Here is a 13,182-nt window from a genome sequence, read left to right on the forward strand (position 1 = left end):
CTCCTGGCTGGCGCGTTATTGCGTCTTGATCGGATGGCCGCCAAATTCGTTGCGCATGGCCGACAGCAGTTTGTCGGTGTACGAATCCTTGTCGCGCGAGCGCAGCCGCTCGATCAGCGATTGCGTGATGACCGGCGCGGGCACGTTCAATTCAATGGCTTCATCGACCGTCCAGCGGCCTTCACCGGAATCGGCGACGTATGGTGCGATGCCGGTCATGTCCGGATTCTTTTTCAGCGCGTCGGCGGTGAGGTCCAACAACCATGAACGCACCACGCTGCCATGGCGCCAGATCTCGGCGACCTGCTGCAGGTCCAGCTCGAACTCAGCCTTGTGGCGGAGGATGGAGAAGCCTTCGGCATACGCCTGCATCATGCCGTACTCGATGCCGTTGTGGACCATCTTGGTGAAGTGGCCCGAACCCACTGGCCCGACACGCGCCCAGCCCTGGTCCTTGGCCGGCGCCAGCGCTTCGAAGATCGGACGCAGGCGCTCCACCGCCGCCTCGTCGCCGCCGATCATCAGGCTGTAACCCTCGGCCAGCCCCCAGACGCCGCCGCTGGTGCCGCAGTCGACATAGGCAATCGCGTGTTCGGCGAAGCGCTGTGCCCGGCGCAGCGTGTCCTTGTAGTAGGAGTTGCCGCCGTCGATGATGGTGTCGCCCGCCGAGAGCAGTGGCAGCAGCACGTCGAGACTGGCATCGGTGATATCGCCTGCGGGCACCATCAGCCAGAGTGTGCGGGGCGCGGGCAGAGCGGCGACCAGCGCCGCGAGCGATTCGGCGGTTTGCGCGCCGCTGTTTTCGAGCGCTTTTCGCGCCGCCGCTTGCGGATCGAAGCCCACGATCTGATGACCGCCCTTCATCAGCCGCTGAGCCATATTGGCTCCCATCCTGCCCAAACCGATCATGCCGAGTTTCATTGGTTTTCCTAAGCCCGAGAGGGATATAAAAGTTGCGACAAGCCTGCATTTTGCGCTCGCGGCAGGCAAGCTTGCGTGAGAGTAGGGCGAACGCAGACATGGCGGGTCAACTTTTGCATGTACTCATCGCCGCACATCGAAAGAATTTGAGCCGCGTCACGATGAGTTCGAGAGCAGTTGCGAGGCAGCGGCGGGGTGTCATACCTTCGCGCGCTGGTGGATGGATGCTCGCTGTGACCTGAGGAGACGGGAATGCGCTTGCGTAATGGTCTGGCGGTGTTCGCGCTGGTGTTCTCGCTGAAAGCTGCTGCCACCTCGCCCGCCTTGGATACGCCGTTGACCAAAGCGGCGCAGGCGGCGCTGGAGAGCGCGACCATCAAGAACGGTCCGGGCGTGGTGGCGGTCATCGCCAAGGGCGACACCATCGTGTATCGCGGCGCGACCGGACTCGCCCAGATCGAACTGGGCGTGCCGCTGGATCCGGACCAGGTGTTGCGCATTGCGTCGGTCACCAAGATGTTCACCGCGGCCACGGTGATCAAGCTGGCCGAGATGGGCAAGCTGTCGCTGGACGATACGCTGGCCACTTATCTCCCTGACTTTCCCAACGCGGGCAAGATTACGCTGCGGGAACTGTTGCAGCACACGGCGGGTGTTTCGGACAAGACCAAGGATCCGCAGCCCGGCTTCATGAGGCGCGATGTGGATACGGCCACCCTGGTGGACGAAATCCGCAAGCGCACGCCGGCATTCGCGCCGGGCGCGCAGCAGCAGTATTCGAACGGTGGCTACATACTGCTGGGTGCCGTGATCGAGAAGGTCACCGGCGAACCCTGGCACGTGGCCATGACGCGCCTCCTGCTCGAGCCCTTGGGTCTGCAACACATCCGTTACGGCGACAACGCCGTGGTCATCCCGGGGCGCGTCGCCGGCTACACGTCGGACAATCCCGCGCATCAGATCAACAATGCGGGCTACATCAGCATGAGCATTCCCGCAGCGGCGGGCGGTCTGGTCGCGACCGCGGACGATCTCCTGCGCTGGATGCGCGCCCTCGCGCATGGACAGGTGATCAGCGCGAAGGACTTCCAGATGATGATCACGCCGGCGATGCCCGGCGCCGCGCATCCCTACGGCATGGGCATGTATCTCTGGCACGTGCGCGGCAGCAGCATGGTCGGGCATACGGGGCAGATCGACGGCTTCTGTTCCGCCGTCGCTTACCTGCCAAAGCAGGATGTGACAGTGATCGTGCTGGCCAATGATGACCATTTCGATGCGCGCACCATGAGCCGTCGCCTGGCCGCCATCGCGCTGGGTCGGCCTTACGAGACGCCAGTGGCGGCGACGCCATCCGAGGCGGCGTTGACTGCCATGGAAGGCAGCTATCGCATCGACGACGCCTCCGTGCAGATGCTGAAGATCCAGGACCACCAGCTCTACGCCCAACGCACCGGCCGCCATGCGGTGCCGCTGCAAGTGGCGACCGATGGCAAGCTCTATTTCGTGCCGGACGAACTGAGCTACTTCGTGCCCGTGCGTGACGCCGCGGGCAAGGTGAAGCGGCTGGATTATTTCGATGGCGGTGATGCCCCCGCGATGCCCATGCCTCGGGTGACCGCCGCCAGCGATCCTCATCCATAGCCCATCGGTGGCGTGACGAAAATGTGATCGACGGGAGCTTTCTGTCCACCAGAGATCATACTTTCGTCTAAGGCAAAGCGGATGTCTGCACGCGACGAAAGTCGCTCCGGCGCAAAGTGAAATCGCAAGAAAACCGACCCCTCACGCAGGGTCATCTGTGCTACCTTTTTCAGCAGACAACGGATTGAATCCCGTCGTCGCCACGGAGTAGTCGAGCCACGTCGACGCCCTAGCTTGGGCGCTTGGTCCAGCCAGATTTCCGGGAGCGCAACGCGATGCCAATGACTCGCCGCGAGTTCATCAAGTTCACAGGCTTGGGGCTGGCTGCATCCAGTCTCGGCGTGCTGGGCTTTGGCGAATCGGGGGTGGCGCAAGCCGCCGCCGTTCGACCTTTCAAGCTTGCCCACGCCACTGAAACGCGCAACACCTGCACGTATTGCTCAGTGGCCTGCGGCATCATCATCTACAGCATGGGTGATCGCGCCAAGAACGCGCTGTCCAACATCATCCACATCGAGGGTGATCCGGATCACCCGGTCAATCGCGGCACCTTGTGCCCGAAGGGTTCGGCACTGCTCGATATTGTGCATGCGCCCACGCGCCTCAAAGAGCCGCGTTACCGCGCGCCCGGCGGCACCGAGTTCAAGACCGTTTCCTGGGACTTCGCGCTCGATCGCATCGCGCGTCTGATGAAGGACGACCGCGACAAGAACTTCATCGCGAAGAACGCCAAGGGCGACACCGTCAATCGCTGGACCAGCGTGGGCATGCTGGCGGCGTCGGCGTCGTCCAGCGAAACCTCCTACCTGACCTGGAAGGTGGTCCGCTCGCTCGGCATGGTGGTGTTCGACAACCAGGCGCGTGTCTGACACGGACCGACGGTGGCCAGTCTGGCCCCATCATTCGGTCGCGGTGCAATGACCAACACCTGGCAGGACATCAAGAACGCCAACGTCGTGATCGTCATGGGTGGCAATGCCGCCGAGGCGCATCCGTGCGGCTTCAAATGGGTGATCGAGGCGAAGATCGAGAACGGCGCCAAGCTCGTGGTGGTCGATCCGCGCTTCACGCGCACGGCCTCGGTGGCCGATTACTACGCGCCGATCCGCCCGGGCACCGATATCGCCTTTCTCAATGGCGTGATTCGCTACCTGCTGGAGCACGACAAGATCCAGCATGAGTACGTGCGCTCGTACACCAATGCCAGCCTGATCGTGAAGGACGGTTTCGATTTCCAGGATGGCCTGTTCACCGGCTACAACGAGGAAACGCGTACCTACGACAAGTCGACCTGGGACTACGACCTGGACAAGGACGGTTTCGCCCGCTCTGATGACACCTGGCAGGATCCGCGTTGCGTCATCAACCTGCTCAAGCATCACGTCTCACGCTATACGCCGGAGATGGTGTCGCGCATTTGCGGGACGCCGCAGGACAAGTACCTGCACGTCTGCGAATTGATCGCCAGCACCAGCGCACCCGACCGGGCCATGACCAGCCTGTTTGCGCTCGGTTGGACGCAGCACTCGGTGGGCGCGCAGAACATCCGCAACATGGCGATGATCCAGCTGCTGCTGGGCAATATCGGCGTGGCGGGCGGCGGCATGAATGCCTTGCGCGGGCACTCCAACATCCAGGGTTTGACCGACGTCGGCCTGCTGTCCAACCAGATGCCGGGCTATATGAACCTGCCCACCGACAAGGAAACGGATTTCGACATCTACATGTCGACCCGTCAATTCAAGCCGTTGCGCCCGGGCCAGATCAGCTATTACCAGAACACCCGCAAGCTGTTCGTGAGCTTCATGAAGGCGTTCTACGGCGACGCCGCCACGCAGGAAAACCACTGGGCGTTCGACTGGCTGCCCAAGCTCGATATCCCGCTGTACGACATCATCAAGGCGTTCGAGATGATGAACGCCGGTCAGATGACCGGTTACATCTGCCAGGGCTTCAATCCGCTGCAGGCGTTCCCGGATCGCGGCAAGATCCGCCGCGGCCTGAGCAAACTGAAGTTCCTGGTGACGATGGATCCGCTGGATACCGAGACCTCGCGTTTCTGGCAGGATTTCGGTCCGCAGAACCCGGCCGATTCGGCCAAGATCCAGACCGAAGTATTCCAGCTGCCCACCACCTGTTTCGCCGAAGAAAACGGCTCGCTGGTCAATTCGGCGCGCTGGCTGCAGTGGCACTGGAAAGCGGCGGAAGGTCCCGGCGATGCGATGTCCGACATCTGGATCATGAGCGGCATCTATCACCGCCTGCGCGAGCTGTATCGCAAGGAAGGCGGCGCCTTCCCCGATCCGCTGCTCAACCTCACCTGGAAATACACCGACCCGCTGAGTCCCGATCCGGAAGAGCTGGCGAAGGAAATGAACGGTCGCGCCCTGGCCGATCTCACCGACGCAACCAGCGGCGCAGTGACCAAGGCCGGCACGCTGCTCGATGGCTTTGGACAGTTGCGCGATGACGGCACGACCTCGTCCGGTTGCTGGATCTTCTCCGGCTCGTTTACCGAGAAGGGCAACCAGATGGCGCGGCGCGACGCCACCGATCCACGCGAGCAAGGCATCGCGCCGAACTGGGCGTGGGCGTGGCCGGCGAACCGGCGCATCCTGTACAACCGGGCCAGCGCCGATCCCACCGGCAAGCCGTGGAATGCGGCCAAGCCGGTGATCTCGTGGAACGGCACAAAGTGGGTGGGCATCGATGTGCCCGACTACACGCCCACCTTGGCCCCGTCGGCGGGCGCCAGTCCTTTCATCATGAACGACGAAGGCCTGGGTCGCCTGTTCGCCCGCAAGCTGATGGCGGAAGGGCCGTTCCCCGAGCACTACGAGCCGCTGGAATCGCCGGTGGAGAACCCGCTGCATCCCAAGGTGCAGAACAACCCGGCCGCCCGCGTGTTCGCCGATGATCGCGCCGCGTTTGGCAGTCCAAAGAACTTCCCCTATGTGGCCACCACCTATCGCCTCACCGAGCACTTCCACTTCTGGACCAAGCACGCGCTGATCAACGCGATCCTGCAGCCGGAGGAATTCATCGAGATCGGCGAGGTGCTGGCCAAGGAGAAGGGCATCGAGCAGGGCGGCTGGGTGAAGGTGTCGTCCAAGCGCGGCGAAGTGATATGCAAGGCCTATGTGACCAAGCGCATCAAGCCGCTTACGGTGGACGGCAAGCCGACCCACGTGATCGGCGTACCGCTGCATTGGGGCTTCACCGGCCAGGCCAGGAAGGGCTATGGGGCCAACACGCTGACGCCGTCCGTGGGCGACGCCAATACGCAGACGCCGGAGTTCAAGGCGTTCCTGGTCAACATTGAAAAGACCACGGCGCCCGTCGCCGCCTGAGGAAGCCGTCATGTCCGATCTGCAATCGCAAGATTACATCCGGCGCTCCGCCTCCACGATGACGCCGCCGATGGCGCGCAGCACCGAGGAGCAGGTGGCCAAGCTCATCGATGTGACCCGCTGCATCGGCTGCAAGGCCTGCCAGTCGGCCTGCATGGAGTGGAACAACCTGCGCCAGGACATCGGCCACTTCGAAGGCTCTTATCAGAATCCCAATGATCTGAGCCCCGACGTGTGGACGCTGATGAAGTTCGCCGAGTACGAAAACGAGGAGGGCAATCTGGAGTGGCTGATCCGCAAGGACGGCTGCATGCACTGCGAAGATCCCGGCTGCCTCAAGGCCTGCCCGGCGCCCGGTGCGATCGTGCAATACGCCAACGGCATCGTCGATTTCATCAGCGACAAATGCATCGGCTGCGGCTACTGCGTGAAGGGTTGCCCGTTCGATATTCCGCGCATCAGCAAGAAGGACCACAAGTCGTACAAGTGCACGCTGTGCTCCGACCGCGTCGCCGTCGGCCTGGAGCCAGCCTGCGTCAAGGCATGCCCCACCGGCGCCATCATGTTCGGCACCAAGACCGACATGGCGCATTGGGCCGGCGAGCGCATCGTCGATCTCAAGTCACGCGGCTTCGAAAAGGCCGGCCTGTACGACCCGCCGGAAGTGGGCGGCACCCATGTGATGTACGTGCTGCATCACGCCGACAAGCCCTCGCTGTATTCGGGCCTGCCTGACAATCCGCGCATCAGCGCCGCGGTGGAAGCGTGGAAAGGCATCGCCAAGCCGCTGGCCATGGTGGGCATCGCGCTGGCTGCGGTGGTGGGCTTCTTCCATTACATCGTGAAGGGTCCCAATGAAGTGACCGAAGAGGACGAGGTACAGGGCGAGCGTGCGCTGGAAGATGCCGCGGAGAAGACGCCATGAACCACCCCAAGACCGTCATCATTCGCTACACCACGTCGCAGCGCGTCAATCACTGGATCAACGCCATCTGCTTCACCCTGATGGTGCTGTCGGGCCTGTCGATGTTCCACCCCATCATGTTCTGGCTGTCCAATCTGTTTGGTGGCGGCCAATGGACGCGGGCGATCCATCCGTGGATAGGCTGCGTGCTGATGGCCAGCTATATCGGGATGATCGTGCAGTTCTGGCGCGCAAACCTGTGGCGCCAGGAAGACACGGCTTGGATGAAGTCCGTGCCGGCGGTGGTCGAGGACGACGAGGAACATATCCCGGCGGTGGGCCACAACAACGCCGGCCAGAAGCTGGTGTTCTGGTCGATGACGCTGCTGATTCCGACCTTGTTCCTCACCGGGCTGGTGATCTGGGAAGTGTATTTCGGCGAAGCCACCTCGATTTCGGTGCAGCGTGCCGCCGTGCTGATCCATAGCACCGCGGCCTTCCTTGCCATCATCATCTGGATCATCCACGTCTATGCCGGCATCTGGGTGCGTCATTCGGTGCGCGCGATGACGCAGGGCTATGTGACACCGGGCTGGGCCTGGCGCCATCATCGCAAGTGGCTGTGGGAGCTGGCATCCGGCCAGAGCGGCAAGAACAGCATCAGGAAGCGTCCATGAAGCAGGCAGGCGCACCGCCCGAGGGCAAATGGACTGGCCCGCAGCACGCCGGCGTCCGTTCGCCCGATCCGATTCTGCTGGCCGATCCAGCCAGGCGTTTTTCAGCCACGGCGCAGCGCCTGCAGCAACTGGCCGACGGGCATCCGATGCAAGCCTGGCTGCAGTTCATGGCGATGCTCTCGCGTGCGCAGCACGAGGTGGCAACCACGTTGGCGCCGGCAGCGGAACTCAGCGCGGCGTGGGTGGCCCAGGCGGTGGAAGCGCGCCTGCCGCCGCTGGCTGCAGACGGTCATCGTCGCGATGCGTCCTGGCGCGCCGGACTGGCGCTGCTGCTTGAGCGCATCGATCGCAGCGGTCTGCCACCGGCGGCCGTGCACGCGATCGAGCAACTGCAACGCAGCGATGCCGCCATGCTGGACGAACTGGCCGATCACTTCCTGCGTGGGGAAGTCGATGCCGGCGAAGTGGCCGCGATGGTCTTCATCGCCGCGGCGCTGCAAGTGTATTTCACCTGCTCGGCGGCGCGCCTGCGGGCCGGGGATTTGCGCCTGCTGGAAGAGCGCGCGCTCTGCCCATGCTGCGGCTCGCCCTCGGTGTCGGGGGTGATCACCGCCACCGGCGTGACGCCGGGCACGCGCTATCTCTCGTGTTCGATGTGCTCCAGCGCGTGGAACCACATGCGTGCGGTCTGCATCACCTGCGGCGGCACGCGCAAGCTGTTCCTGCAGGGCATCGAAGATGACCCGGGCATCGTCAAGGCCGAGACCTGCGCCGAATGCCACACCTACGCCAAGGTCCTCTACCAGCTGAAGGACACGCAGGTCGACCCGTATGCGGACGATCTCGCCTCGCTGGGCCTGGATATTCTGGTCACCGAAGCAGGCTTCGCCCGCCACGCGCCCAACCCGCTGCTGCTGGTGGGCGATGGCGAAGCGGTGGCCGAGTAGCCACCGCCATCGCGTGCCTCAGTGCAGGCTCAGCCCTGACGCGAGCGCGCCACCCAGTATGCCGAAGCCGACCACGGCAGCGGCGATCGTCATCAGCAGTTGCAGATTGAAGGAACGCCCGACCATCACCAGCGAGGGCAGGCTGACCGGCGGCAAGGTCATCATCAAGGCCGCCGCGGGTCCGGCGCCGATGCCCAGTGCCAGCATGGCCTGCACGATCGGCACTTCGCCCGCGGTGGGGATCACGAACAGCATGCCGGCAATCGCCAGGGCCGCGATCCAGAACCACTGATTGCCGATCTCCGGCCCGATATGCGGGAACATCCAGGCGCGCGCCGCCCCCAGCAGCAACACGATCACCACGTATTCGGGGATCAGCCGCACCGTCATCCTCAGGAAGATGCGCCCCCAGCGCTTCAAGGTGTCGCCCCATGACACGGGTTCGGACTCCAGCGGCAGCGCCGGGATCGGCACGTCCGCGCCCGGCGTCGACATCCGGTTCGCCAGATAGCCCAGACCGAACACCATCGGCACGCTCAGCAGCAGGCGCAGCCCGGTCCAATACCAGCCGAGCACGAAGCCGGTGAAGATCAGGGTCGCCGGATTCAACATCGTGTTGCCCAGCCAGAACGCGACCGCGGCGCCCGGCGTCGCCCGATGCGCACGCAGGCCCACCACCACCGGCGAGGCGCAGCAGGTGCACATCATCCCCGGCACTGCCAGCAGCCCGCCGGCCAGCACGCTGCCAAAGCCGTAACGGCCGAGCACGCGCTCCACCCAACGCACCGGCAGCAAGGCCTGCACGCCCGAACCCAGCAGCAGACCCAGCACCATTGCCTGCCAGATGGCCTTGCCGTAGGCCAGGGCATAACCGAGCGCGGCGCTCCAGGACGGCGCCGGTGCGCTGGCCTGGTCGCCCATCAGGATCGAGTGGCCGATCGAATGCTGGGACGCGGCCACAAAGGCACGCCCGTAATACGGATGCCACTTCACATAGAACAGGCCGGCAATGGCCAGCAACAGGAACACGGACCAGCGGACATGACGCGCTGTTTGAAGTGCGGCAGACATGGACATCCCCACGAACAGTCGTGACATCACGGCCCTGACAGGGCACGCCATTGCCACCTCTGCCACAGGCCGGACGCACTGTGCAGGGGCAAGCCCATCGCGGCTGCTGGTGCAGTCGCGCGAGTGAGCATGCTACGGCATTCGGCCAATGTCACCCTAGCGAACGCCATAGCCACGCCCGCTCGTGAACCCGATGTGCACGCGGGTACGATGACGATGCGCCTTGACCGGCTTCAGCGCGCCCAGCAGCATAGGGACAACCCTAGCCATCATCGGCGTGCACTGAAGAGTGCCGTTGATGTCACTGGAAAAGCGCCATGGCGGAACCTGATGTCGTCTCGCTGCGCCAACTTCCTGCGGTTGCCACCGTGCTGGCAACGGCCGAAGCGGCGCTTTTGCTGGAACGGCACGGACGCGTGGCGACCACCGACGCCATCCGCCGGATGATCGACGACGCCCGCGCCGCCTTGCGTGCGGCATCTGGCGCGGCGCCCGGCGCCGACGAACTCGCCCAACGCGCCGGCGCCTGGCTGGATGCACGCACGCCCGGCCTGCGCCCGTTGTTCAACCTTACCGGCACCGTGCTGCACACCAATCTCGGTCGCGCAGTGCTGGCCGAGGCGGCCATCGATGCGGCGGTGGATGCGATGCGCCACGCGGTGACGCTGGAATACGACCTGGACGAAGGCGGTCGCGGCGAGCGTGACGATCACCTGCGCTCCCTGCTGTGCAGCCTGACCGGCGCCGAAGACGCCACCGTGGTGAACAACAACGCCGCGGCCGTGCTGCTTTGCCTCAACACCTTTGCGCTGGGCCGCGACGCCGTGGTTTCGCGCGGCGAGCTGATCGAGATCGGCGGCGCCTTCCGCATGCCGGACATCATGGCCCGCGCCGGCGCGCACATGGTGGAAGTGGGTACCACCAACCGCACGCATGCCGCCGACTATCGCAGTGCGCTCAACCCGCGCACCGGCATCGTGCTCAAGGTGCATACCTCCAACTACCGCATCCAGGGCTTTACCGCGGAAGTAGGCGCCGCGGAGCTGGCGACCATCGCCGATGCCGCCGGCGTGCCGCTGCTCAATGACCTGGGCTCCGGCAGCCTGGTGGATCTGTCGCGTTACGGGCTGGCCAAGGAGCCGACCGTGCGCGAGGCGGTGGGCGAGGGCGCGCGACTGGTCACCTTCTCCGGCGACAAGTTGCTGGGCGGCCCGCAGGCGGGCTTCATCGTCGGCGACCGTGCGCTGATCGAACAGATCAACCGCAATCCGCTCAAGCGTGCACTGCGCGTGGACAAGCTGCGCCTCGCTGCGATCGAGGCCACGCTCAAGCTCTATCACGATCCGGACCGCCTGGCCGAACGGCTGCCGACGCTGCGTTTTCTCGCACGCCAGCAGAGCGATATCCAGGCGCAGGCACAGCGCTTGCTGCCTGCGGTGATAGAGCGTCTCGGCGACGCCTTTGCCGTGGAGGTCGAGGACTGCCTGAGTCAGGTGGGTTCCGGCGCCTTGCCGCTGGATACGCTGACCAGCGCCGCCCTGGCGATTCGTGCACGTGGCAGCCAAAGCGCGCTGGAGCGCTTGACCGCCGCGCTGCGCGCACTGCCGCGTCCCATCATCGGGCGCGTGGCCATGGGTGCCTTGCGCCTGGATCTGCGCTGCCTGGCCGCGCAGGACGAGCGCGCGTTCCTCGACGCGCTCGCCCAGCTTCCAGCCGCCGCCACGCACGCTCCATGATCGTAGGCACCGCGGGCCATATCGACCACGGCAAGACGGCGCTGGTGCGCGCCCTGACCGGCGTCGAAGGCGATCGCCTGAAGGAAGAACAGCGCCGCGGCATCACCATCGACCTGGGCTTCGCGTTTCTTCCGCTGGAGGACGGCAGCATCCTCGGCTTTATCGACGTGCCGGGCCACGAGCGTTTCGTGCACACCATGGTGGCCGGCGCCAGCGGCATCGATATCGCGCTGCTGGTGGTGGCGGCCGACGATGGCGTGATGCCGCAAACGCGGGAGCATCTGGCGATACTCGACCTGCTGAAGGTCGAGCGTGGCCTGATTGCGCTGACCAAGGTCGACAAGGTGACGCCCGAGCGCATCGCCGAAGTCAGCGCCCAGATCAGCGAGGCGATCGCAGGCACCGTGCTGGAAGGCGCCGAGCTATGGCCGGTTTCCTCGGCCACCGGTGCCGGTGTCGACGCGCTGCGCGATCGACTCGTCGCCCAAGCGCAGGCCCTGGGCGAACGCGCCAGCGACGGTCGGTTCCGCCTGGCCATCGACCGCGTGTTCACCTTGTCCGGCATCGGGCTGGTGGTGACCGGTACCGTGTTGTCGGGCGTGGTGCGCGTCAAGGACCAGGTGTTGCTCAGTCCTTCAGGGCTCGCCGCGCGTGTACGTTCGGTGCACGCGCAAAATCGCGAAGTCGAGTGCGGGCGGGCAGGTGATCGCTGTGCACTCAACCTCGTCGGCGAAGATATCGGCAAGGACGCGATCCATCGCGGCGACATGGTGGTCGATCCTCTCCTGCACGCACCCACCGACCGCATCGACGCGCGCCTGCAACTCCTGCCGGACGAACCCAGGCCAATCGGCCAATGGTTTCCGGCGCGGCTGCATCACGCCGCGGTGGAAGTGGGCGCTCGCATCGTCCTGCTCGAAGGGCAGCAGCTATTACCCGGACACATGGCCGATGTGCAGTTGGTGCTGAGTCGTCCGATTGCCGCTGCGGCGTTCGACCGCTTTGTGCTGCGCGATGTCTCCGCCCAGCGCACCCTGGGTGGCGGGCAGTTTTTCGATCTGCGCGCACCGTCGCGACAACGGCGAACGCCGGCGCGTGAAGCACAGCGTGCGGCGCAAGCGTTGTCCGATCCGCAGCTGGCCTTTGCCAGCCTGCTGGAGGCACCGCCGTTCGCCTGGGATCTGCTGGCCTTCGCCCGCGATCGCGCGCTCTCCGACACTGTGATCGACGGCATCGTTGCAGCCCTGGCACCGGTCATCTTCCAAGCCGACGACGAACGCATCGCCATCAGCCAGACGCATTGGCCGTCCTTCGTCGCCAACCTGATCGAGCGGCTGGCAGCGTTTCACGCGGGCAATCCGGATGTCCAAGGCATGGGGCGCGAGAAACTGCGGCTGGCCGTGCAGCCGAAGTTGCCGCCGGCGGCCTTCGCGCTGGCCTTGCAACATGCCGACCTGGTGGGGCGTGTGGTTCGTGACGGTGCCTTCGTGCGATTGGCGAGTCATTCCCTGCAGATGAATCCGGCCAGCGAGGCGATGTGGCAACGCATTGCGCCGCTCCTGGGCGGCGATGAACGCTTCCGTCCGCCGCGCGTGCGCGACATCGCCGGTGTGCTGTCGCGCCCCGAGGTGGAGATTCGGCAGCTGATGCGCCTGGCCGCACGCATGGGCCTGGCCGACGAAGTGGCACACGACCACTTCTTCCTGCGCGCAACCATGCACGAGATGGTGATGATCGCGGCGGATATCGCCGCCCATGCCAACGACGGGCGATTTACCGCGGCGCAGTTCCGCGATCGCCTGGACAATGGTCGTAAAGTGGCCATCCAGATACTAGAATTTCTCGACCGGCAGGGCGTTACGCTCAATCGCGGTAGCATGCGCAGGATGCAGGCGCGCTCCCTCGACTTGTACGGACCCGCCTCGTCGTGAT

The 13,182-nt window shown here is 64.8% G+C and carries 10 protein-coding genes; 8 read left to right on the forward strand and 2 right to left on the reverse strand.

The annotated features are described in order from the left end of the window. Positions 1–15: 15 nt before the first annotated feature. Complete coding sequence (gnd, locus tag Y882_RS16275) at positions 16–921, reverse strand: phosphogluconate dehydrogenase (NAD(+)-dependent, decarboxylating) (protein WP_046972995.1); 906 nt, start codon at positions 919–921, stop codon at positions 16–18. 252 nt (positions 922–1,173) lie between these two features. Here gnd and Y882_RS16280 point away from each other — a divergent pair, with 252 nt between their 5' ends. From Y882_RS16280 to fdhE, 6 genes are all read left to right on the forward strand, one after another. Continuing rightward, positions 1,174–2,565, forward strand: a complete 1,392-nt coding sequence (locus Y882_RS16280) for a serine hydrolase domain-containing protein (protein ID WP_046972996.1) — start codon at positions 1,174–1,176, stop codon at positions 2,563–2,565. 275 nt (positions 2,566–2,840) lie between these two features. Beyond that, the gene (locus Y882_RS21055) at positions 2,841–3,434 is read left to right on the forward strand and encodes a sulfate ABC transporter substrate-binding protein (RefSeq protein WP_046972997.1); all 594 of its coding nucleotides are present in this window, start codon (positions 2,841–2,843) and stop codon (positions 3,432–3,434) included. 12 nt (positions 3,435–3,446) lie between these two features. After that, positions 3,447–5,915 carry a formate dehydrogenase-N subunit alpha gene (fdnG, locus tag Y882_RS16290; protein ID WP_484488292.1) on the forward strand — a complete coding sequence of 823 codons (2,469 nt, stop codon included), beginning with the start codon at positions 3,447–3,449 and terminating at the stop codon, positions 5,913–5,915. A 10-nt stretch (positions 5,916–5,925) separates the two neighbouring features. Next, positions 5,926–6,840, forward strand: coding sequence for a formate dehydrogenase subunit beta (gene fdxH / locus Y882_RS16295; protein WP_082121155.1), 915 nt, complete (start codon positions 5,926–5,928; stop codon positions 6,838–6,840). After that, complete coding sequence (locus Y882_RS16300) at positions 6,837–7,496, forward strand: formate dehydrogenase subunit gamma (RefSeq protein WP_046972999.1); 660 nt, start codon at positions 6,837–6,839, stop codon at positions 7,494–7,496. Before fdxH ends, Y882_RS16300 begins: the two co-directional genes overlap by 4 nt. Further along, positions 7,493–8,443 (forward strand): formate dehydrogenase accessory protein FdhE, encoded by a 951-nt coding sequence (gene fdhE, locus Y882_RS16305; RefSeq protein WP_046973000.1) that lies wholly within the window; start codon positions 7,493–7,495, stop codon positions 8,441–8,443. Before Y882_RS16300 ends, fdhE begins: the two co-directional genes overlap by 4 nt. An 18-nt stretch (positions 8,444–8,461) precedes the next feature. On the opposite strand, the gene Y882_RS16310 is transcribed toward fdhE, so the two are convergent. Beyond that, complete coding sequence (locus tag Y882_RS16310; RefSeq protein WP_046973032.1) at positions 8,462–9,514, reverse strand: permease; 1,053 nt, start codon at positions 9,512–9,514, stop codon at positions 8,462–8,464. A 317-nt stretch (positions 9,515–9,831) separates the two neighbouring features. On the opposite strand from Y882_RS16310, the gene selA reads away from it, so the two are divergent. Both selA and selB read left to right on the forward strand, forming a co-directional pair. Beyond that, entirely contained in the window at positions 9,832–11,250 is a 1,419-nt protein-coding gene (gene selA, locus Y882_RS16315) for an L-seryl-tRNA(Sec) selenium transferase (RefSeq protein ID WP_046973001.1), read from the forward strand. After that, a complete protein-coding gene (gene selB, locus Y882_RS16320; protein ID WP_046973002.1) occupies positions 11,247–13,181 on the forward strand; it encodes a selenocysteine-specific translation elongation factor in 1,935 nt (644 codons plus the stop codon). Before selA ends, selB begins: the two co-directional genes overlap by 4 nt. Position 13,182: the final 1 nt, after the last annotated feature.

The sequence above is a fragment of the Dyella japonica DSM 16301 genome, from assembly GCF_001010355.1.
Taxonomy (GTDB): domain Bacteria; phylum Pseudomonadota; class Gammaproteobacteria; order Xanthomonadales; family Rhodanobacteraceae; genus Dyella; species Dyella japonica.